The following is a 23,207-nucleotide window of genomic DNA, read 5'->3' as shown; positions in this document are numbered from 1 at the left end:
AGTGAAAATATTGATTAATTATATTTTTCTATTTTTACCTGCATAGATGCAGTTTCCCAAATTTACTTATTTTAAATTCTTAATACTATATTTTCTATTCTGCGCCTGCGGCTCCAAAGAGAAAGAAAATAGTAGGGAGTATAATGAGTTAAAAATTCTGGCTAATCAAATAATATCAGAAGATAAGCCCGAAGATTACAATAAGAGAAAAAATAAGTTTTTAAGCACTCCAAATGATTCTATAAAGAATTCCTTAATTTTTGATATTAGTTATCACTTCTACATTGAAGATGATTCTGTGAAATTTAGGGAGTGGAATAAGTATTCTTATACGAATTCCAAAATGCAGAAAAATGAATCCGGTACTGCAGAAGCCTTTTGGGATCTTGGTAATTTCTTTTTTAAAAAAAATATAATAGATAGCTCCTATTACCATTATAATCTTGCCTATGAAAAATATTTAGAAGCAAATGATGATCTAAAGGCAGGCCGGATGTTGCTTAATATGGCTATTCTGCAAGAAAAGGTAAAAGATTATATAGGTAGTGAAAATACCACCTTTCAGGCGCTGGATTTAATAGAGGAATCAACTGATAGTCAAAATTATGTTTATCCTGCAAATAATAATCTTGGTATTATTTATAATGGTTTAGGAGATTATTCACAGGCTCTTAAATATCATCGAGCAGCACTGAAAAATGCGGAATTTTTGGAAGATCGAGTAAAATCGGCACGATCTCTAAATAATCTGGGCGTTGTTTATCAAAAATTAGAAGACCATAATAATTCTATTCTTAATTATACCAAGGCTTTACAAATAGACAGTATTCTTCAGAAGGATACCGAGCTTTACGCAATGCTTACCGATAATTTGGGCTATTCAGAATTTAAACTTGGCAATTATCAGGTAGCATCATTTCTTTTTCATAAAGCCCTTAAAATTAGAGATAGCATTCAGCACGAATCGGGAATTGTAATCAATAAACTTCATTTAGGGGAATATTATCTTAAAAATAGTGATACCACTAAGGCATTGCAATATACCAAAGAGGCTAATAGCCTTGCTAATACAACTAGCAATAACCGCGATTTGCTAGCGTCCTATCGTCTTCTAGCAAAAATTGAACCGCAAAAAGCACCAGAATACCTGGACAGCTATATTCAGTTAAACGACAGTTTATTGCAAGAAGAACGGGCTATTAGGAATAAATTTGCCAGAATTAGATTTGAAACCGATCAATATATTCAAAAAACACAAGAGCTTAGTAACGAAAAATTGTGGCTTGGTTTAATTGCCGTAATTCTAGCTTCAGTATTATTCCTTTTATACCTGTTAAGCTCACAAAGGGCAAAGAATAAAGAACTTAAATTTCAAAAAGAACAACAGGAATATAACGAAGAAATTTATAAACTTCTGCTTAAACAACAAACCAAACTGGAAGAAGGTCGACAAGAAGAACGGGCACGAATTTCAGGAGAATTACATGATGGTATACTGGGTAAACTTTTTGGAATTAGAATGAATTTCGGCTTGTTAAATTTAAATGCTCCCGGCCAGGTTTCAGCTAAATACAACCAACTTTTAGATAAATTACAACTTACCGAAGAAGAGATTAGACAAATTTCGCATAACCTTATTAGAGAAGTTTCTGGCTCTCATCTTAATTTCGCAAAACTCTTAAAACAGCTTGTAGCCGACTACCAAAACCTGACTTCAGCAAAAATTGAATTTTCTTTTGATGAAAATATTGATGGGGAATTAATTGATGAAAATATTCAAATTAATTATTATCGTATTTTACAGGAAGCTTTACAAAATGTGGTTAAACACGCTGAAGCTACGCTAGTAAACATAAAAATAACCCGGGAACAGGACGTGCTTGTAATGGAAATTAAGGATAACGGAAAAGGTTTTGACAAACGAAAAAAAGTTAAAGGTATTGGTTTAAAAAATATGCGGGACCGAATGGAAAAAATTGATGGTATGTTTACATTTAAAACTTCAGCGATGGGTACAGATCTCTTATTTAGAGTTAAAGTTTATAAAAATGGATAAATCGGTTTCCGTATTAATTATAGACGATCATCCAATTATTGCCAATGCCTACGAGTCTGCCTTAGAAAGTTTTGTAAACCAGAATGCCTCGTACAATTTTAAAATTACCAGCGTTTATAGCCTGGACGAAGCGCAGTTATTGCTTGATAACACCAATTTTATAGAAGATCTTGATCTGGTTTTTTTAGATATGCGTTTACCGGCGAGCACCGATGGAAAGCTTGTCTCTGGAGAAGATTTTGGAAAGGTGCTTAGATTAAAGAAACCCAACATTAGAATTATAGTTTCTACTACTTTTAATGATAATTACCGGTTACACAATATCCTCCAGTCATTAAATCCCGAAGGTTTTTTAGTGAAAAATGATATTAATCCTAAAGAATTATTAAGCGCTATAGAAAATGTTCTTGCAGGTTCTCCTTATTACAGCAAAACGGTTTTAAACCTCCTTAGAAAACAAGTGGGAAGCGATATTTATTTAGATGAAGTAGATCGTAAAATGCTTTATGAACTTTCTATTGGCGCGAAACTAAAAGATCTAACAGATCTTCTCCCATTATCTATTGCTGGGATTGAAAAACGCAGGAGAAATCTAAAAAAAATGTTTGGTATTTCAGGAGCCGAAGATCGGGAGCTTGTAAAAATCGCCAGAGAAAAGGGTTTTTTATAGTCTGGGCTAAACCTTAATCACATAACAGGCTAAAACAAAAAAACCAGCCTTTTTCAAAACTGGTTTCTTCTGTTTTGCTCCCCCTCTTGGGCTCGAACCAAGGACCCTCTGATTAACAGCCGCGAAAATGGTGTTTCAGATAATTTCATTTAGCTTCTTATATGTTGATAATCAATATTTTACAACTTTTTCCTTGTCATTTAGTTTTACAATATTTACCTTTATTTGCCCATTTGTTGTACCTATGTTGTACCCAATTTAAGCCGTATGATTACTATAAAAATTGTACAGAGAACAAAGAAATTAACCGATGGGTTGTACCCAATCTTCTTGCGTGTCACCAAAAATCGGCAAACTAAATATTATAAAACCCCATTTAGTTCAGAGATTTCCGAATGGTCAGCTTCAACAGGAACCTTTAACAAAAAACTGAAAAATCATTTTCAGTATAATCGGTTACTGGTAAAAATTAAGGATCGGGCTTACCAGGTAGCAGCGGAAATTGAAATTCAAAATCCTGACTATACACTTGAAGATTTTGATAAGCTTTATAGAGTAACCTACAACCCGGTTAAAAATGATGTCTTTGCCTTCTTTGATGAATAGTTGAAGAAATGACCTATGCTGGGCGTGTAGGAAATGCAAAGTCTTATAAGGATACCAAAACCTCGGTGCAAATATTTCATAAGAGCAAAAAACTTAGTTTTCGCGAAGTGAACTCTACTTTTTTAAGTAAATATGATGCTTTCTTAAGGTCCAGAGGTGGAACCGACGGAGGGGTTGGCGTAAAGATGAGAGCTATAAGGGCATTGTTCAACAAAGCCATAAAACGCGGTATTGTGAAAGAAAGTTTATACCCCTTTAAGAAATATAAAATTTCAGGCTTGAGAGGCAAAGGTTTTAAACGTGCCCTGGATTTTGAAGAAATAATGCGCATTGTTAATGTAGATTTGAATAAGCATCCGCATTTAGTTGATACCAGAAACTACTTTGTTTTTAGTTTCTATACCAGGGGAATGAACTTTGCCACATGATGGGGCTCGAATGGAAAGATGTGGAAAAAAATGTTATTTATTACACCAGGGCTAAAACCAAAGGAAATTTCTCAATTGCCATAATGCCCCCTGTAAGAGAAATTCTTGACCATTACCGAATTACTGGGTATGGAAATAAATATGTATTTCCATTACTGTATCGTGAAAACTATACTCCTACCCAACTTGCAGATCGAAAACATAAAATGTTAGGGGTCTACAACAAAAATCTAAAGGAACTGGCTACAATTTGTGAGATCACGAAAAATGTTAGCAGTTATGTAGCCCGGCATAGCTTTGCAAACTGCCTTAAACAAAAAGGAGTTGCTACTGATGTGATTAGCGAATCTCTAGGACATCAAACCTAACTGTAACCCAAGCATATTTAAAAGAATTAGATACTCAGGTTGTTGACAAAGCGCTAGAAGTATTGTTGTAATGGTACTATATCCAGATCTCATTTAAAATGGAAGTACAGATTTATATTTTTTAATTATTCCTTATTATGTAAAGCAAATTCCTTAAGACTTTATAATTAAGCATTTTTGATTCATCCTGATACTTCATTCTGTAATTCCTGTTTTAAATTCAAAAAGGATTTCCTGAGCCAAATCAAAATCCCATTCTTCAAGACTAGCCCATTTTTTTTAAAAATCAGAAGAAGCAGCCGATGAGGTATGTTTTTCAAGGATTTCCAGGACTCTTTTTTTCAGCCTTTCTGAAGCATTAAGATACTTGTGGGCATTTCTCCCCAAGACACGAGCAGCTATTTTTAACTTTCCTGTTTCATCTAATTCCCCTTTCGGAAAAACATCATTATGTTCTTCCAGAATTTCATCAAAATTATAATCAAAGTAATGCTTAATTATCTTAAAGATATCCCCCGGGTCCTGGCCCCGGTCTTCAGGCCTGTCACTCCAGGCAACCAGTTTTAAAATAATCATTCCCGGGAGCGGAGGAATTTGTCCTAATTTTTCGTCTATATACACCTCCCGAGAATCTTCCAATACTTCCTTTAGGCCAACAACGTGAAGATCTATTTGGCGTTTATCAAAATTCTGGTTGAATTCCTGCTCAATTTCTCCAAAGGGAAGCACATCTATTACAGCATTAAAAGCTTTATTATAAAAGGTCCAGGGAGCTTTTACTTTTGTAAAAATTTTTTCCTCCAGGTCTTTGGTGATTTTTTTATAATCCTCACCGAAAGAAATCATAACCGCAAAATCGATATCCTTGGTACCCCGGCTGGGTTTAATGCCCTCTTTTAATAATTCCAACGCAATGGCATTAACGCCGATTAAATAATAAGGAATTTGGTCTTTTGCATTCCTCATCGATTAATTCAAAAACCTCTTTAAAATAAGGAATGGCAAGTTCTTTATAGGTCTGTTTGGATATACTCATCAAAAATCTTTTGTGCGGTTTCCCGGCAGCGTTTGTCTTCTTTTAGAAATAGGTCAGCATAGACTAGATAAGGTGGTACAACAGGACCTGAATCTCCTTTCCAGAACTTTTCATAAACGAATAATTCTCCTTCAGCATTAGGTCTAAGATTGTAATTTTTCATCAGGTTTACCGAAGACTCGTTGCTATACAATATGAATTCTTCCGGCCTCAAATAACCGGTCAATAAATCACCTGCAGGCTCTCCTCCCCATTGGGTTTTTCCCTAAGTTAATTCGAGGTTTCGCCAATCTTTCCGTAGTTCATAACGAGCCCGAAATAATTTAGGTTTTAGATGTTGGTCATAATCGTTAGTCCAGCGATCTAATAAACCTTTACAATCTTCCCAGAGATAGTGGTTTTTGTGGGCGATTAAAAAGCCTTGATCTTTTAAAGTTTTAATCACTTTAGGCACTGTTCCCAGACTCACACCACTCTTTTCTGCTATGGTTCTTTGTCTGGCATTTACTAACTCAGGATGAATTAAAAGACTAAAGACCAGTTTTAGTCCTGTTTTAGTAAAAGCTTTTTTGCTGCTGCTTTTTTCTGTTTTTAAAGGTTTATTGGTATCGATAAAGACATAAGTTCCATCAATTAAGATATATATATTACCATTCTCTTCCAGGTAAGTTATCCTTTCTTCCTGCAAGCGTTTTTTTATCGCCGGATGTAATTTTCCCGCTACCAGCATAAAATTCTTATATTCCTGCTTTCTCTCTAAAAGCTGGAGGATTTGATGGTGGCGTAACTCCTTTTTGATCTCTATTACTAATCTAAGTGGAGGCTGGTAGGGAAAATGTAGAATGATTTCCCCGTCTAAGCTATCTCCCTGTTCAAATTGCCCGGAGATATCTCCGGGATTTTCCAGGTTTTTCAAAGCATTATGAACGATTTCTTTTTCCATCTGTTCACATTTTTTCTTTGTTCACGATTCGTGAACAGTGTAAATTTATGAACAAATATACAATCCCATTCTGTTCTATACTCTTAAAGTAGCGATATCATAAAATTGTAATAGACCTTCATCTTCCATAAGCAGCTGATTTAAGAAAACCAAACGTATACTATTCCAAGTAATTCAATGAAAAGCTCGGGATTGATTAGTTTTTTTCCTTTTTGGTGTTTTTCTGCCCTTCTACGAAAATGGCCAGGTCTTGATGTTTTATATATGTATTGCCTACAACATCAATATAATTTATGCCTCGTTTTTTAAGTTCCTGGGTGGACTTTTGTGAAATAAATTAAGCAAGTAAAATAATAGATTTGCTAAGATTATTTTTCAGTTCCTCTAGCTGAGATAAGACATTGATTAGAGGTCCTAACTGCAAATCTACTCTCGACGATGAACTTTGTAAGTCAAAAGCACTTCATTGGGCTCATTGGAATCTACTGAATGGAAACTATGCTAAGTTCGTCAAGCTTAGAAGCCGCCTGGTAAATTAAGTCATTATTCTTATACATTGCTCTTTACGTTCATTATTATACATTGTTCAGTGACAATGAACATTAAAATATAATGAACATATTTTAAGGTAAAGAAGATAAATTGGTTTCTCTCACAATCTTCTGCACCTCTAAATTAGTTGCAGATTCGTGATTACTGATTTTGATTGTATAAGCTGCACCCAACAGTTTCAATTTAGTGTGCTTTCATTCTTGTGGATGCTGACCTCGTTAAAAAAACGATGAAAGCTAGTATTTTAAATTATTTGGGAGTATGTTGACCCCTGGCGTAATTCTTTTTTTAATACAAAACCCAACCCTCCAGCTTCTTCTCAATGACTAATGGAGGGAATTACTTTTGCGGTTTAAGAAATACCGAAAAAATTGAACCTTCCCCTACTTTACTGGTTACTTCAATTCTACCACCGCGGTTTTCTACCATTCGTTTAACAATAAAAAGGCCTAATCCAGATCCTTCAACAGCCCGGTTAATTCTAAAGTATTTATTGAATAAATCTGGAAGATGTTCTTCCTTTATTCCGCCACTATTATCTTCAACTTCGAGAAGAATTTCTTCAGAAATAAGCTTTGTGCGCACCGATATAATCGGAGACCTACCGGGAGGCCCATATTTTATGGCATTGGAAATAAGGTTAAACAAAATACTCCGTATTTCTTTACGGGGATAGTGAATATCCCGAACCTGAAATTCAAATTTTATTACAGTTCCGGTTAGTTTAATTAGATGTCCCAGATCGTTCTTAATTTCCTCTAATAAAACAGATAAAGTTATATCATGCATTCCATTGCTACCCTTGGCTGTTTTAGCAATCAGGGTCATGTCGTTAACAACCTCTTTAAAGTGCTTTACCGATTTATCTATTAAGCCAAGTATTTCCTGCTGATCTTCTTTAGTGTTTTTTGCTTGTTTTAACAGCGCAATAAGCCCTTCCAGGTTATTTAAGGGAGTTTTAAGGTCGTGCGATGCAGAATACACAAAATTATCGAGCTCAAGGTTTATTCGACTTAATTCTTCAAAAGATTTATTTAAATCCTGATTCGATATTTTAAGTGCTTCTTTAGTTCTTTCCCGTTCTTCTAAGATTTCTTTTTGCTCCTGAATATCGGTACAGGTGCCGAACCATTTTAGAATTTTACCATTATCATCTTTTAGTGGTTCGGCACGGGCAAGGAACCAGTTATAAGTCCCATCAAACCTTCTCATGCGATATTCTATATTGTAAGGCCTGCCGGTATCCCACGAATGTTTCCATATTTCCCAGGCACGTTCATAATCGTCTGGATGAAGAACCAGGGACCAACCTTTATCTTTAGTCTTTTCATAAGTTAAACCGGTAAAATCGTACCAGCGTTGGTTATAAAAGTCGTGATAACCATCCGGTCTAGTTGCCCAAACCATATGCGGCATAAGATCTATTACAAATTTAAATTCCCTGGCATTTTGCTCTAAAGACATTTTTGAGAAACTACGCTCAGAATCGGTGATATTATAAGGCATGATATAGGTTAAGGGTTGGGTAATGAACCTACCAAGATAGGTTTCTCATAATTTAACAATAGGTAACTACTTACGAAGTAATTTTGAAAGTTTAACTATGATAATGTATAATATTTAACAATTGAAGATTTCTATAGGTCGTTTTTAATCTCTTCAAGGTTATTAATTTTTAAAGGTTTGGAAATAAATCCTTTTATACTAGTATAGATCTCTGCTTTCTCCTTAAAATCTTCAATAGAGGATGAAAGTATATAGATGGTAAATTGATTTTTCACACTTTCTTCAAATTTCAAAAATTCATCCAGAAATTCCCAACCAGTCATAGTAGGCATATTCACATCGAGAAATAGAATAGTTGGCCGTTTCTTGTTTTCTACACTGTATTCTTCTGCTATAAAACTAAGTGCTTCTTCCGGTATCGAGAAAATTTTTATATCTCCAGCGCTATCAAAACGTTTAATAGTAAACTCACAAATCATATTATTGGTAGGGTCGTCGTCTACTACCATATAGCGTTGGTTATACATATTCAGAAATATAATTATAGGTTTTCTCCTTAAAGGTAATTATGAATTTGGTCCCGCCATTAACTTTACTTTCAATTGAAATTTTCCCTCCAAGTAGTTCAACCTGGGTTTTTACCAAGAACAATCCCATCCCCTTACCTTCTACATGATTATGAAATTTTCTATAAAGACCAAAAACCTGATCTCCTTTCTTTTCCAAATCTATTCCAAGGCCGTTATCTTCAAAAGCTATAACTATTGTACCATCCTTAATTTTAGAACTTATTTTTATTTGAGGAGGAATATTTGTTTGACGATATTTAATACTGTTAGAGATAAGGTTGTAAAAAATACTATGTAGATAACTCTGTACCGTATTTAAGGTAGATACCTCAAAATTGGTCTTGATCTGAACTTTTTCTTTTTCAATTAAATTTTGAATACTGCTTCTTATATCTGCTACTAAATTATTTAAAATTACCGGCTCTTTTTTTGCATCCATTTCTACTTTTACCTGTAGAATAGTATTCAAATCTGAAATTACTGTATCCAGGCGCTTCACATTATCAAAGAGAGATTGCAAGAATTTATTTTGCACCTCCTTGGGGTAATCTTCTTGATTAATCAAATCTGAGAGACCAATAATATTAGCCACCGGAGACCGCAGGTTATGCGATACTATAAATGAAAACTGCTCTAAGCCCTTATTGGCTTCTACAAGCTCCTCTGTATAGATTTTGAGATTTTTATTAAGCTCTCTAATTTGTAATTCTGCTTCTTTTCTTTCGGTGATATCTCTAAAATATACTGAAAGTCCATTCTGGGACGGATAGGCAGTAACTTCAAGCCATTTATTTACTCGCTTAAAATAGGCTTCAAAATTTTCTATAGTCTGTTCTTCTACAGCTTTGAAGTAGTGGGTTTCAAACATAGTGCCCAGGGCATCACTAAACACTTCCCAAAGGTTTCTTCCTATTATCTGCTTCCTGGGACAATTCAATACTTTTTCAGCATGTTTATTCCAGTAGGTCACCGTCCAATCGTTATCTACCATCCAAAAGGCGTCTCCAATACTTTCAAGAATTTTTTCTTTTTCTTCCGAGGCTTTTAAAGCCTGCATTTCTGACATTTTAAGGTTGGTAATGTCCTGAAAACTTCCGTTTATCCGAACGCATTTTCCATTAACAAAAGTTGGTCGACCAATTTTTCTAACCCATCGTTCCTCTCCTTTTGCGGTTATTAACTGTAACTCAAGATCATATGGAATGTTATCTTTGTAAGCTCTTCTATAGGCATTATTCATAGCCGTTCGGCTCTCTCCCTCCTTATAGAAATAAATTCCTTTTTCCAATGTAGGCTTATAATCTAAAGGTACCCCGTGAATTTCTTTAGTTACAGCAGACCAATACAGGGCTTCTTTCTCGCAATCTATTTCAAAGCTTCCGATTTGCGCTAATTTGGTGGCTTCATCTAGTAGCGCTTCCAGCTTCTTTCGCTCTGTTATATCTTGCATAGCTCCCACCATTCTATATGCCATTCCGTTTTTATCGCGAAGGATAAAGCCTTTTTCGATTACAGTAGCGTAGGTCCCATCTGCTTTTTTAAACCTGTATTCTTCTTTCCAGCGGTTATCTTTTCCTTCAATTACGCGGGTAAGACTTTTGGTTATTTGATCTTTCTCGTCAGGATGAATTTTTTCCAAATAGGCCTCTATTGTTGGCTGAAATTCATCCTGAGAATACCCGAAAATAGCATAAAACGCCTTCCCCCAAATTAAAAAGTTTGCGTTGATATCCCAATCATAAATTGCATCTGAAGTGGCCTTAGATACCAGTTCGTAGCGAGTATTGCTTTCCTTTAATTCTCGTTGTGCTTTAATCCTGTCTGTAATATCTATACCTACTCCCTGTACTTCAAAAGGGTTTCCCTTGGTATCTGGAATACAAATAAAATCCCATAGCGTTGTCCTTTGGCCACCATCCTCTTTATATTTATCTATTTCCAGCTGAAAGATGGTATTAGGATTAGCCACGCATTTCTTAAAGGTTTCCCTTACCCTATCGTGATGGTATGGCTTTACACTGGAGAGAGCCGATTGCTGTTCTATTTTTTCAGTTTTATAAAGCCACTTAAAATCTATTACAAACTTATCATTCACATAAGTATAGTTTCCCTGTAAATTTATACGAGTGAGATAATTTGTTTGAGAATGGAGAATTCCACGTTGCCTTGCTTCACTTTGCATTAGTTTTTCCAGGCTGTTTCTTCGTTCCGTAACGTCTTGTACGGTTCCTTCAAAAGTTGCTTTACCTTCCCTGTTTTTAATCAATTTTCCTCTCTCGTGCACCCATTTTATTTTACCATCAGGTAAAATAATTCGGTGCTCAAAATCCAACAGTTCCTTGCCATTAAGTGCCAGTTTATTTGCTTCAATAAAATTTTCAAGGTCTTCGGGATGAATTGTATCTCTAAAAGTGCTTACGCTTGGTTGAAAAATCTCCTGATCCCTTCCCCAGATATTAAATACCTCATCAGACCAAAAGAATTTATTGTTCTCCAGGTTATGAGTCCAATAACCCATTTTTGCAATCTTTTGGGCAGTAATAAGTTTTTCAGTTTTATCTTTTAATTTTTGAAGGGCAATCTCTTTTTCTGTAACATCAAGTAAGATTACTAGCCTACAGTTTTTATGTTGATACTGCATTCCATACCCAAAAGTTTCTACAATAATGCGTCGTCCATTTTTTTCTAAAGTTATATTACGATGGTGGGCGACCTCCCCTTCTTTAAAAGGAAGGGTGAAAATATTCTTCTTAATATCAGTGATCTCTTCTGTCGGAATAAAATCAAGTAATGAGGCGTTTAAAAGATCATCGCGGCTAAAACCATAGTTTTCTGATGTAGCTTTATTAACATCAAGGATTTTAAGGGTATCTTTATCATAAATAATATTTGGAAGTGGACTGTTTTGAAATAATTTACGGTATTCTTTTTCGGATGCTTTGAGTTCTTCCTCAGCGCGTTTAGATTCTGAATTATCCCTAATAATCATTGAAGTAAGCTTTTCACTTTTAGCACCTTCAAAAATTGCGGAAGACAATGCTGCTGAAAAAATACTTCCGTCTTTTCGCCGCATATTTAATTCAGCGTTTACTTTTCCTGTTCTTTCCCTTTCCCTAATAGCTTCTTCTACCCTCGGATCATTTAAATCAACCAAACCATTTCGGCCAATTTCACAAATTTCCTGTTCTGTTCTTTGAAATAGTTTGCAGGCTGCATTATTGGCAGCGAAAATTTCTCCATAAGGGTTGGTAAGTAAGATTCCATCCAAACTGCTTTCAAAAAAAGCCCTGTATTTCTCTTCATTTTCTTTTAATGCCTTTTCTGAAAGTATTCGATCGGTAATATCGTGGGAATTAGTTACAATTCCTGCTATTACTGGATCATCGATAAGATTAGTTGCTTTTGTTTCAAACCATCTCCATTCTCCCTTTGCATTTCTATACCGAAAAGGCGCTATTGCAACCTGGTTTTTCGTTTCTAATTCTGAAAAATTAGTTATTACTCTTTCTTTATCTTCAGGGTGAATAAAATCAAAAGCCGTTTTGCCAATAAACTCTTCGGGGGTAATACCAAGTACCGAATAGGAAGTTTCACTTACAAACTTATACTTACCCTCTAGGTCAAGAATACCTATAAGATCAGAACCTTCCTGAACCAGGGCTTTAAATTTTCTTTCACTTTCTAAAAGAGCCACTTCACTTTCTTTAAGCTTTGTAACGTCCTTTGCAATTCCATAAACCCCTGTTATAATTCCATTAGATCTAAAGGGAATTAATGAAATATCTAAAACCATTTCCCTGCCTCTACCGGAAACGAATTTGGCTTCAAATTTTTGATTTTCACCCTTCAAGGCATTATTAAATCTCTCCACAATCCTATCCCGATGTTCCGGATCACAGAAAGGTAAAAAGTTCATTTTAATCAATTTCTCTTCAGGAGTTTCAGTAATATCTATTAATCCCTGATTAAGACTAACAAAATACCCATCCTGGTCTAGGGTATAAATACCATCGGTATTTCTTTCTATAAATTTTTTGTGCTTTTCAGTTTTAGCGTCTAATTTAACCTGAAGCAAATCACCCCTGTCTTTTTCAATAATTTGAGTTGTAATATCTTTCACTATATTTAAAATATACCAGGTGTTTTCAACCTCATCAAACACGGGTATATTTTCTACTTCCCAGTACTTGAGGTCATAGGTTATATTTTGATTATCATAAAGGTCATATCGAAGAACATCTATCCTGTGAGATTCCTTACTGGTATAAGCATTATTGAAAGAATCCAGAATATCTTTTAAACCCGAAAAAGTAGGATTGTCAGGAAAAACTTCTTCTACAGTTTTCCCAATTAATTCCTTTTCAGATTTATCTGTAACCTTACAATAGAGGGAATTAGCCTCTTTGATTACATATAGATTTTTCTTTTTTTCAAACAACAAGCACGGAAAGGGTAGATTTCTGAAAATACTCTTATGATAACTCATTAATTTGTTTTTATAATTTTTGTTAACGGATTGGAAATATAACCAAATTTTAAAGTTTTTGAGAGTGATTTATTATCGAAACACTAATTTTGACGTTTTATTTTTTATTTTGTCGATTTCTATATAAACCGTCTGTAATCTTATTCCTTCGTAAATTTCTTAAACATTACTCTGGCACATTGAATAATTGTTCTACACTGAGTTTAAAAATTTGCAAATAACATTAGCGTATTTTACTTAAGTTTTTTGCTTATTCTGAAGGAGAAATAACCGCGGAAGTCAAATAGAAGTGTTCATAAAACTGTTGTAGTATGATAAAACATTTTAATAGCCCTCTGCCGAACCAAATCTCCACACTTAGATTACAAAGAGATCATTTTCATAACTGTATTGGGATTATTCACAAAACCTCCTGCCCCATATCTACCATAACTGGCGCGGGATCCTATGCTGTTTTTATAGTGTACGGGAAGTTAAGCGTAAAGTAAAAACAGCATAGAGCGCAACCTATTAGATTTTTTAAAACCAGTAAATTTTAACCTGTTTTTAGGCTTTCCCAAGCCATTTACTGGTAATCTGCTCGCTTTTGACCACTCATTTAAAAAAAATTGCTTTTTTTACTAAATTTTTGACGCAATTTTCAACGGTTTTACTGAGGGTTTCAGGGCATTTGCCGCAATTTTACTAAGTTTTTCAAAGGGGCATTTGTCATTACAAACCTTGTTTTTCATTGGGTTTATACATACCTCACTAATAATTCTATTAAAATATTATTTCAGTTCGATATTCCATTCAATGGTCAGCAACCTATCCCTAAGGTTGTTTAAAGTTGAGAACAGTTCCTTTTCATCGGGAAATTCCCCATAGACCAAATTTTGAAATTCATCCAAATAAACTTTCTTTAGCTCTGTTCGGAGCTTATTTGAATCACTAAATATGAGAGCTTTTGAAGGATGGTATATTAACCACGCATTATCGTTCCTATAACTTTTCACATCATCATTTGCTACTTTTAAAAGCATCTCCTCAAAATCCTTAGAATTAAAAAAGTTTGCAAATTCTTTTTTCTGTAAGAGTTTATGCAAATCATAAAGATGCCTTATCTTTTTCTTTAAATCTTCAACGGGATTATCACTATATGAAAAACGCACAAGGCTCATTATTTTTTCACAAATTGTTCTTGTAGGTTCCAGTACTAAAACTTCAAAAGGCAATAGCTCATATTCATTTACAATATCGACTTGATCATTTTCAATCATCATTTCCCCGATAAATGAAGAGATTTTCTTTTTTGTATATGGTTCGAAATATCCCAACCAGGTGGCTTCAACTATGATGGCGTCTCTAACCTGACCGTAGTTACCCTCGAATTCTTTGGAATAAGAATGGGCAGTTTTACGATTCATACCCATTTTTTGTGTGAGTCCTTCTATATTAATTTCCGGTAAAACTTCTTTAACTACCTTACTAATTTCTCTAATTTTTGTAGTTAGCATATTATTGGACTCTCCCTCATTTCTTAGAACCACCAAGTCAATATCCTCAGAAAATCTTTCAATGATCTTATAACATTTTGACAAAGCTGTACCTCCTTTAAATATCGTATCCTTTCCTATTCTATTATTATATATTGTATAGAGTACATATGTTACCCAATAGTCTTTTTCAACATGTATAGGTCGTATTTGCATCTGGTCAGAAGTAAATTGTATGGCTTGCTTAAAAAGCTTTTTATTCTGATGAAGTCTCATATAATGTTCCAAAGATTTGTATTTGACAATATTCTAGAAGCTCCGGGAATTTTATACTTTGTAATTGGATTCAGAGAAGCTTTTAAGGATTTTGTAGACACTTCGTTTAGTTCATCTAGCATTGCACCTAGCAGTGCTCTAGTAGAAGGTGGATATTTTAAAGATAATCTGACGAGTTCCTTCTTGTCATTATCTGATAGTTTTTCTATTATTTTCAACAGTCGTTCTAAAGATCCTTTTAAAGTGCTATCAGGTATTTTTTTGATGTACCTTATACTATCTAAAATTTGAAGTAAAGGAATGTTCTGCCTGGTGATTATGTTTTTCTGTTTTATAAAAGAAATTGTGTAACGTTCTCTTTTAAACTTTGGCCGTACTTCATTTCTTCCAATCTGAATAGTATTACTTACCTGGCTGGTCAAACCTAATTTATTATAAATACTATAACCGGTAAGATAGCCTATAGGCTTTCCATCATCTTCCAATAGATCTTTTACAACCTGTTCCTGATCCGGTTGCAATTCTCCAAATGGAGTTTTTTCCGGTTTGTAATATTTTCCTTTGGATAGTTTAGAAATTTTCCCTGCTTCCACCATTCGGTTCAAAGCTTTAATCACAGCTTCTTTTCTTTCCACCTCTATACTAAAATCCTCATAGGTGAAAACATAACCTTTTGGGAATCTATTAATCTTATTTGTTATATATTCGGTTGTTTTCAAGAATTATACTTTTTCAAATATAATATTTTGTCCAGTTTATTAAATAAATAACTGGACAATTTTCAAATATTTTTATTGAGTGTATTAAAAATTTTAAACTAATCTCATGACATATCTACCATAATCTGCGCTGGATCCTCTGCTGTTTTTATAGTGTACGGGGGGTAAGCGTAAAATAAAAACAGCATAGGACGCATACAATTAGATTTTATCAAAAACCAGTAAATTTTCGCCTGTTTTCAGGCTTTCCCAAGTCATTTACTAGTAATGTCCACTCCTTGTCCACTCACTGTCCACTCATTTAAAAATTTGCTTTTATTTTTTACTAATTTTTTGCCGCAATTTCGACGGTTTTACTGGGGGTTTCAGGCCATCTGACGCAAATTTACTAATTTTTTCAAAGGGGCATTTGTCATTACAAACCCTGGTATCCACCCTGTAGCCACTCGCAGTATGCCTCCTGGATTCCCGGATATGCTGCAAAATAATCTTGGTAAGATTTATTCCGTGATTCCATAATCGTTTGGTAAACTTCAAAGTTTTCTTCTACATTTTCTTTCGAGGTATACCCAAAATAACCCACTGAACTCAAGGCAATGATTCCTGAGATTCCAAAAAGGATCAGGAGGTAATTAGGTATGATCCTGGCGTGTTTTAATTTTCTGTCTATCTCCTTTAGGATTTCATCTGTTTTTTCTTTTTCTGCCTGCTGCTTTAGCAGGAATGTGTTCAGGTTCTTTTCCACAGCTTCCGTGCTTATGGGGATGCTCATCTTGACCAATTGTCCCGAAAGCTTTTGAAGCTCCAGCACTGCCGTTTTGAAATCCTTCATTTCATCGGCCATCAATTCCATAATTTCATCTAGTTTTTTCATCACTTAAAGTTTTAATATCCTATACCTATTCCGGTATCTTTTATAATTTTTATTGTTCCTTTTAAAATCTCTTTAGCTATTTTGGTTGAAAGGTTGCTGCTTAGTTGCACTGTCTTACCCAATACCTGAAAAGTTTTAGGTACTTCTTTTAGCCTTGTGAAACTTTTGTTTTGGACGATCTGGGGAATTAATCTATTCCCGCTCATCGACCGGTCCACTTCACTTGCTTTGAGGTTAACTCCTTTGTATTCCACTCGAAAGCCCGGTAGTTGATTCGCTTTATTGATGGTGGGAATCACTTCAACCTTTTGGGCTTTCATTTTACTGATATATTCATCCAGGGATTTTGGTCTCGACTGAAGTACGCGGTCATGTATATTTTTGATCTCCTGTCTGAGGCCCTTCAACTCATTAAGTCTTTCCTGCTGTACTTCCCGAACCCGTATATTGTGCCAGGTCTTCCACGTTCATTACTTTTTTGGTGTGGGAGAGAAGTACTTTAATATCTTCCAATAAACCCACTACTTGTTCCTGCTCATTCATAATTATATGGTTAAAATTAGAAATGAGTAAAAGGCCTTTTACTTTTTTGTACAGGACAAACTTAGGAAAGTAAATACCTATAAATCAATAGGATAAATCAAATAAGAAGCGAATTATGCTATAATTATTCTTTATTTAGCATCTGCCGGATGAATTTTCGCTGATTTCGGGAATTAATAGTAAATATATACCCCAGGAGTCACTTTTTGACACTTATATAAACAGTGATCTATTAATCCAAAAAGAATGTCTGACTAATTAAAACTGTGCAATAAATAGCTTATGAACCTATGGTTGAAAGTGAATAAAATATCATATTTTTAACTTCCTAGCAATCTATTTGCCAGCTCATACTTATAATATTTAAAAATTTTTAATGAAATCATTACTTTTCACTTCTCTGTTTCTCCTCTCATTTACCATTAATGCCCAGGAGGAAGAAGTCATCAACTGGATCAATCAAAATGCGATAGAAATTGAAGATGCAGATCCTAATACAGACCTGCCAAATTTCAATGACCAAATCCCTGAAAAGTTTAAAAACGCGAAGATTTTCGGGTTTGGAGAAGCTTCTCATCATGGAAAGGAGTTTTTCAATATAAAGGCAAAATACTTCAAATATCTGGTAAAGAACCAAGACGTAAAAGTCTTCATAATGGAAGAGTCTTACCCCGCGGAAGCTGGTATTAATGAGTGGATAGGCGGTGGCAAAGGGAACGCTAAGACCATAGCCAACAATTTCAGTATCCTACCCTGGTATAATCGGGAAGTTGTAGATCTTTTGGAATGGATGAGGAACTATAACCTTGCACATCCTAATGAAGAAAAAATCCGTTTTTATGGAATGGATATTCAGAATGTAGAAGGCATAAACCAGGAAATTCGTGATTTTGTAAAGGAATATCAAGTGCCTGTGAGAGAAGAACTTCTTTCTGTAGTAGACAGCACTACTCACAAGAAAATTGATTATGATAAATCGACAAACTGGGCCGATATTCAGCTCCCTAAACTTCGGGAAGTTGAACAGATTATTACAGATCACCAGAAAAACCATTATCCGAAACAAGAAGAAGAATTCACTGCCATTCTAAGGGCACTTAATTACTTGAAAGCTTATACCTACTATTTACAGCATTCTAAAAGTGACGTTAGGGATCGTAAAATGTTTGAAAGTGTAAAATGGATCATTGATAATAATACAAGCAACGGGAAAGCATTTATCTGGGCTCATAATGAGCATATCAATAACCACGAAATGCTATCCTACGGGAGTGGTTGGATTAGTGCGGGAGGACATTTAAAGGATTTCTACAAAGAGGACTATTATAGTGTATATTTTGATTTTGGTACGGGTAAAGCAATAGGCTTTGTTACCAGAAAAAACAAACCAAATTACTGGGATCTTTATGAAATAGAAAAACCATATCGCAGAACTTACTCAAGAACACTTTATGAAGCAAATAAGGATATTTACTTTATAGATATGGATATGGCTTTGAAAAATATTCATATGAACGATTTTTTTAGTGACAAGAAGAAACAATTACTATTAGGCGGTCCAGGTTTTGATCCAAAAAATAAAACGCTGATTTCGAAAAAATTCTCTAAGATGTTTGATGGCTTGATCTATATCAAGAGTATTTCCAGTGCTAATTATGACTTGAATTAGGAATAATATATGCGAAATGAAGAGAATTCTACTATTAATTATGATTATCGCTGGGTGTAAAAGTCCAAAACAGCAAAAAGAGAAACTCAACCTCGGATTTGAAACCCATACTAGCACGAGTAATTTACCGGAAGGTTGGATCAAATGGGGTAAATACAATTTAGAAACGGATACCCTGGAAGTCTATTCCGGGAAAAGCTCTGGTAAAATAGTGGCAGATGGTGGTTCCTTTGGAAGTATAGCCTATAAAATTCCTGCAAATTACACCGGAAAAACCATTCGGCTGGAAGGCTATATGAAAATCAGAAACGTGGAGAATGGATATGCAGGGTTATTGATGCGTATTGACGGAAATGGCATTCCACTGGAATTTAACAATATGCAGGATCAAAGTATTACTGGCACCAAAGACTGGAAGCAATATAGCATAACCTTAAATTATCCCGAGGATGCCCAAAACATATATGTAGCCGGGATTCTGGCCGGTGATGGAGAGGCCTGGTTTGATGATTTTGTAGTAAAAATTGACGATAAGAATATTCAGACCTTAAAAGAAGTTAATAAAGAACGAACTAAAGCTGAGTTAGACACGGAGTTTGATAAGGGTTCAAATATTGAATTATCGGAATTAACCTCGGAAAAGATCAATGACCTGGAGCTTTTAGGTCGGGTTTGGGGTTTTTTAAAATATTATCATCCTGCCATCGCGCAGGGAAACTACAACTGGGATTATGAATTATTCAGGTTTCTTCCTGGCTATATGGAAATTACAAGTGAGCAGGAAAGAAACAAATGGCTTATCAACTGGATCGATTCCCTGGGTGAGCTGACACCACGTGAAAACTGCGAAACCACGGCTAAGAGTTCACCTATTAAACCTGATTTCGATTGGATAAAGGTTCAGGAAGAAGAACTTCAGGAAAAATTGCGCTCCGTTTATGAAAACCGCTCACAGGGTAAGCATTTCTATTTGAGGACTGCTCCTACAGGAAATGCCATATTTAAAAACGAAAACGCCTATTCAGAAATGACTTATCCCGATGATGGATTCCGGTTGCTAGCACTTTACAGGTATTGGAATATCATTAATTACTTTTTTCCCTATAAACATTTAACCGATACAGACTGGAACCTAGTGCTTGTTCAATACATACCAGATTTTATCAACTCAGATAACGAGCTGGAATATGAGCTAACTGCACTAAAGATCATTGCGGAAGTCCGGGATACCCACGCAAATTTAAGTGAGGGAGGTGATAAAATTCAAGAATGGAAAGGAAAAAATTACCCTCCCTTTCAACTTCGCTTTATTGAAAATAAACTAGTGGTGACCGAATATTATAACAGTGAGCTAAAGGACGAAGGAGTTTTAAAAGCTGGTGACATCATCACTCACATAAATGGGAAAAGCATTGAAGAAATCATTGATGAGAAAAAAAAATATTATCCTGCTTCGAATATTCCTGCCCGATTAAGAGCTATGGCTTCTGATCTCTTACGTTCAGATTCCTCAGAAATTACAATTAAGTATACTTCCGCGAATTCCGAAAAACAAAGTATAAACCTAAAATTATATCCCAGGAATGAATTAGATATCTCACAATGGTATAATAAAAGTAAACCAGAATCTTATAAACTATTAGAAAATAATATTGGCTATATATACCTCGGCACCATACAGAAAAATGATATTCCCAAAATTAAGGAAACCTTCAAAGACACCAGGGGAATTATCATAGATATCAGAAATTACCCTTCCACTTTTGTACCTTTCAGTTTAGGTTCCTTCTTTGTTTCGGAATCTACCCCATTTGTCAAGTTTACAAAAGTAGATATTGATAACCCTGGAGAATTCACCTTCACCGAACCCATAGAAATCCCGGGCACAGCTAATTCTTATAAGAACAAACTTGTTGTACTAGTCAATGAAGAATCTATAAGCCAATCTGAGTATACTGCAATGGCTTTTAGAGCCGGGGACAATACCACTATAATTGGAAGTACGACCGCAGGAGCAGATGGAAATATCTCTCAAATTCTATTACCCGGGGGACTAAAAACTATTATTTCAGGGATTGGGGTTTATTACCCTAATGGGGAGGAAACCCAGAGAACAGGTATTATTCCGGATATTAAAGTGACTCCAACCATCCAGGGAATTATAAACGATGAGGATGAACTGCTGGAAAAAGGGATCGAAACAATACTAAAAGAATAATAAACAGCCTAATTCTTATCAACTCCCAACATCTGACGGATGAATTTCCGTTGATTTCGGGGAGATTACTTTTGCCTGGTCATTTTTCCAGGCGGAAAAACTGGTTTTTAAAGTGTTTTCTTTAAGTGGTTCGTTGTTCATCAAAAAGGAATTCATCAGCAGCTGGAAAAAGTCACGTTTCCTTTCTCCCGAGAAATCTTGAATTCCACCAACTAACAATTCATCGAATAAGACAAAGAGAATCCTATGGTTTGCAGAATCCCCGCTTTTATTACCAACGGTGAAATTTATCTTCTCCTGTACCTTTCGGCCTTTGAGCAGTCTAAGAAACTGCTCTTTAGCGTTTTTATCAAGATTGATGTATTCTTATCTGGTATTTATCAATAGGTTCCACCTTAAAATAATGCCGATCGGTCTCCAGGTGTTTATCTGATTCATAGAATATGGCCAGCCAAACCAAAACTACCGCCAGCACTATAAGAAGTACTAGAAAATAGACGTAACTGTCTATTATAGTTTCTACACCAAAAATTAAACTGAAACTTAAAACGACAAGGATAAAGAAGGAAAGGATAAAAAGAATCAGATTGGTAGTACTCCCCTCAATTTTATCTTCTATGAAATCATTGATTCCAGATCTTAACCTGGCCACTGCTTTTCAGACTCAAGAATAAATTTTTCCATAGTTACCAACTACCTTTCAGGCTATTAAATATAGTAAAAAGAAAAATAGGTGGGAAATCATAATAACGCTCAGACCACCCAGTATGAAGTTTCCATCTGCAAATTATCTACCAGAAAGAGTAGGCCTTTATACGTGTGGGAATACATCAAATGGAGTAAAATCTACAATTGCCATAAGAAGTTTTGCGTTATTCTTCAATCTTTGAAACTTAAAATAAAAGAAGTCCCAACTCCGGTTTTGCTCTTAACATCAATATCACCACCTAAGCTATTCATATAACTCTTTACCAGATATAGACCAATTCCCTTACTGTCCTTATGATCTGTAAACTTTTGGTGCAATTCAAATAGCCTGTTCTCACTTTTTTCCATATCGAAACCAGTTCCGTTATCTACAAAATGAATTTGAGAACCGGTCTCATTTTTTTTAGAACTAATAGAAATTATGGGTGGAATTCCCGGTTTAGCATATTTTATGGAATTGGTGATTAGATTTAGAAAGATGCTATTCAGGTAAAATTTGTTAACCTTAAGAAATTCAATTTCAGAAAAATCAATTTCAAAACTAGTCTCGGTTTCTTCAATTAGAGATTGTAACGAACCTACAATGTTGTGAATTATATCTTTTAAATTCACCGGTTCGAAATTGCGATTTAGCAAACGGTTTTCCTGAAGATGATCAACCTGATCGTTTAAAGTAGCTTTTAATTTATGAACCGATTTTTCTAATAACTCCAGATACAGCAAGGTTTCATCATCCTGAATTTTGGAGCGATCTAGTAGATTAACAAGAGAAATTAGATTGTTTACCGGAGACCTTAGATCGTGAGCCGTAGTATAACTTAATTGTGTAAGCCCTGAATTTTTTGATGTAAGGTCTCGTATTCGGATGTGACGATCTTCTTCTAGCTTTTTAAGATGGGTAATGTTCTTGGAAATAGCGTAGATTAATTCTTTATCAGGTACCGGAATGGAGGTCCAGGTGAGCCACACAATTTCACCTGATTTTTTTAAATAACGGTTTTGAAAATGTAACAAGGGTACTCCTTCCAAAATCTTTGCTCGCGTATCGGCCGTATTCTTTTTATCCTCGGGATGAACAAAATGACTAATGGGATTCGCAAATAACTCTTCCTGAGTATATCCCATTAATTTTACGAAGGCTGGATTTATTTTTCTAAAGTATCCATCATATCCGGCAATACATAAATAATCGTGCGAAAGCGAAAAGAAGGGTTCCAGATCAAATTCATTTTTAATATTTTTTATTTCCATTTTAGCTTAGGGCTTCAGAAGTAAAAGTAGATAAAAATATTACGAATTTTTGGGATAATTCCTGGCAGAAAAAAATGTTGTACCTATGTTGTACCCAGTAAAAAAAGAAAGCCTTCCGATTTCTCGAAAGGCTTGTCTTTACTAAGCTCCCCCTCTTGGGCTCGAACCAAGGACCCTCTGATTAACAGTCAGATGCTCTAACCAACTGAGCTAAGGAGGAGTGTTTCGCTCTTTTGCGGTTGCAAATATAAACC

20 protein-coding genes, 1 tRNA gene and 1 pseudogene are annotated in these 23,207 nt (G+C 35.0%); 7 read left to right on the top strand and 15 right to left on the bottom strand.

All coding sequences use genetic code 11. The features are described from left to right. Positions 1-46: 46 nt before the first annotated feature. The 5 genes from B4F31_RS16885 (at position 47) to B4F31_RS16865 (ending at position 4,128) form a co-directional block, all read left to right on the top strand. Positions 47-2,056: a tetratricopeptide repeat-containing sensor histidine kinase gene (locus B4F31_RS16885; protein WP_286761803.1), complete on the top strand. Its 2,010-nt coding sequence runs from the start codon at positions 47-49 to the stop codon at positions 2,054-2,056. Continuing rightward, complete coding sequence (locus B4F31_RS16880; protein WP_075325533.1) at positions 2,049-2,726, top strand: response regulator; 678 nt, start codon at positions 2,049-2,051, stop codon at positions 2,724-2,726. Before B4F31_RS16885 ends, B4F31_RS16880 begins: the two co-directional genes overlap by 8 nt. Before the next feature lie 267 nt (positions 2,727-2,993). Then, positions 2,994-3,332, top strand: a complete 339-nt coding sequence (locus B4F31_RS16875) for an Arm DNA-binding domain-containing protein (RefSeq protein WP_286761802.1) — start codon at positions 2,994-2,996, stop codon at positions 3,330-3,332. Positions 3,333-3,340: 8 nt separating this feature from the next. Further along, positions 3,341-3,760: a phage integrase SAM-like domain-containing protein gene (locus B4F31_RS16870; protein WP_286761801.1), complete on the top strand. Its 420-nt coding sequence runs from the start codon at positions 3,341-3,343 to the stop codon at positions 3,758-3,760. Continuing rightward, positions 3,757-4,128, top strand: coding sequence for a tyrosine-type recombinase/integrase (locus B4F31_RS16865; RefSeq protein ID WP_286761800.1), 372 nt, complete (start codon positions 3,757-3,759; stop codon positions 4,126-4,128). Before B4F31_RS16870 ends, B4F31_RS16865 begins: the two co-directional genes overlap by 4 nt. A 279-nt stretch (positions 4,129-4,407) precedes the next feature. Here the strand turns inward: B4F31_RS16865 and B4F31_RS16860 are convergent, their stop codons facing one another. The 11 genes and pseudogenes from B4F31_RS16860 to B4F31_RS16810 all read right to left on the bottom strand — a co-directional run bounded on the left by B4F31_RS16860 (position 4,408) and on the right by B4F31_RS16810 (position 17,107). Further along, positions 4,408-5,094: a hypothetical protein gene (locus B4F31_RS16860; RefSeq protein WP_286761799.1), complete on the bottom strand. Its 687-nt coding sequence runs from the start codon at positions 5,092-5,094 to the stop codon at positions 4,408-4,410. A 44-nt stretch (positions 5,095-5,138) separates the two neighbouring features. Continuing rightward, positions 5,139-5,408: pseudogene (locus B4F31_RS16855) on the bottom strand (type IV toxin-antitoxin system AbiEi family antitoxin); the annotation flags it as partial. Between the two features lie 21 nt (positions 5,409-5,429). Next, positions 5,430-6,107, bottom strand: coding sequence for a replication/maintenance protein RepL (locus B4F31_RS16850; protein ID WP_286761798.1), 678 nt, complete (start codon positions 6,105-6,107; stop codon positions 5,430-5,432). A gap of 891 nt (positions 6,108-6,998) precedes the next feature. After that, positions 6,999-8,165: a sensor histidine kinase gene (locus B4F31_RS16845; protein WP_286761797.1), complete on the bottom strand. Its 1,167-nt coding sequence runs from the start codon at positions 8,163-8,165 to the stop codon at positions 6,999-7,001. 131 nt (positions 8,166-8,296) lie between these two features. Next, positions 8,297-8,692, bottom strand: coding sequence for a response regulator (locus tag B4F31_RS16840; protein ID WP_286761796.1), 396 nt, complete (start codon positions 8,690-8,692; stop codon positions 8,297-8,299). Next, a complete protein-coding gene (locus B4F31_RS16835; RefSeq protein ID WP_286761795.1) occupies positions 8,685-13,220 on the bottom strand; it encodes a PAS domain S-box protein in 4,536 nt (1,511 codons plus the stop codon). Before B4F31_RS16835 ends, B4F31_RS16840 begins: the two co-directional genes overlap by 8 nt. 770 nt (positions 13,221-13,990) lie before the next feature. Beyond that, complete coding sequence (locus B4F31_RS16830; RefSeq protein WP_286761794.1) at positions 13,991-14,971, bottom strand: nucleotidyl transferase AbiEii/AbiGii toxin family protein; 981 nt, start codon at positions 14,969-14,971, stop codon at positions 13,991-13,993. After that, complete coding sequence (locus B4F31_RS16825) at positions 14,968-15,690, bottom strand: DUF6088 family protein (RefSeq protein WP_093306656.1); 723 nt, start codon at positions 15,688-15,690, stop codon at positions 14,968-14,970. Before B4F31_RS16825 ends, B4F31_RS16830 begins: the two co-directional genes overlap by 4 nt. A 415-nt stretch (positions 15,691-16,105) precedes the next feature. After that, on the bottom strand, positions 16,106-16,564 hold the full coding sequence (locus B4F31_RS16820) for a DUF6730 family protein (protein ID WP_286761793.1): 459 nt from the start codon (positions 16,562-16,564) through the stop codon (positions 16,106-16,108). Between the two features lie 11 nt (positions 16,565-16,575). Continuing rightward, positions 16,576-16,971 carry a hypothetical protein gene (locus B4F31_RS16815; RefSeq protein WP_286761792.1) on the bottom strand — a complete coding sequence of 132 codons (396 nt, stop codon included), beginning with the start codon at positions 16,969-16,971 and terminating at the stop codon, positions 16,576-16,578. Between the two features lie 4 nt (positions 16,972-16,975). Next, positions 16,976-17,107, bottom strand: coding sequence for a hypothetical protein (locus B4F31_RS16810; RefSeq protein ID WP_262506685.1), 132 nt, complete (start codon positions 17,105-17,107; stop codon positions 16,976-16,978). Between the two features lie 376 nt (positions 17,108-17,483). Here B4F31_RS16810 and B4F31_RS16805 point away from each other — a divergent pair, with 376 nt between their 5' ends. Both B4F31_RS16805 and B4F31_RS16800 read left to right on the top strand, forming a co-directional pair. Next, positions 17,484-18,776: an erythromycin esterase family protein gene (locus B4F31_RS16805; protein WP_286761791.1), complete on the top strand. Its 1,293-nt coding sequence runs from the start codon at positions 17,484-17,486 to the stop codon at positions 18,774-18,776. 16 nt (positions 18,777-18,792) lie between these two features. After that, positions 18,793-20,994, top strand: a complete 2,202-nt coding sequence (locus B4F31_RS16800) for a S41 family peptidase (RefSeq protein ID WP_093306665.1) — start codon at positions 18,793-18,795, stop codon at positions 20,992-20,994. 18 nt (positions 20,995-21,012) lie between these two features. Here B4F31_RS16800 and B4F31_RS16795 read toward each other — a convergent pair whose 3' ends face one another. The 4 genes from B4F31_RS16795 to B4F31_RS16780 all read right to left on the bottom strand — a co-directional run bounded on the left by B4F31_RS16795 (position 21,013) and on the right by B4F31_RS16780 (position 23,173). Continuing rightward, positions 21,013-21,135 (bottom strand): hypothetical protein, encoded by a 123-nt coding sequence (locus B4F31_RS16795; RefSeq protein ID WP_262506686.1) that lies wholly within the window; start codon positions 21,133-21,135, stop codon positions 21,013-21,015. A 208-nt stretch (positions 21,136-21,343) separates the two neighbouring features. Next, positions 21,344-21,646 (bottom strand): hypothetical protein, encoded by a 303-nt coding sequence (locus B4F31_RS16790; protein WP_093306669.1) that lies wholly within the window; start codon positions 21,644-21,646, stop codon positions 21,344-21,346. Between the two features lie 227 nt (positions 21,647-21,873). Then, a complete protein-coding gene (locus tag B4F31_RS16785) occupies positions 21,874-22,953 on the bottom strand; it encodes a PAS domain-containing sensor histidine kinase (protein ID WP_286761790.1) in 1,080 nt (359 codons plus the stop codon). 146 nt (positions 22,954-23,099) lie between these two features. After that, positions 23,100-23,173, bottom strand: a tRNA-Asn gene (locus B4F31_RS16780). Positions 23,174-23,207: the final 34 nt, after the last annotated feature.

The organism is Salegentibacter sp. UBA1130 (assembly GCF_002311535.1).
GTDB lineage: Bacteria > Bacteroidota > Bacteroidia > Flavobacteriales > Flavobacteriaceae > Salegentibacter > Salegentibacter agarivorans.
Note: the sequence above shows the minus strand (reverse complement) of the source record. Positions and strands in the feature narration are given on the sequence as shown.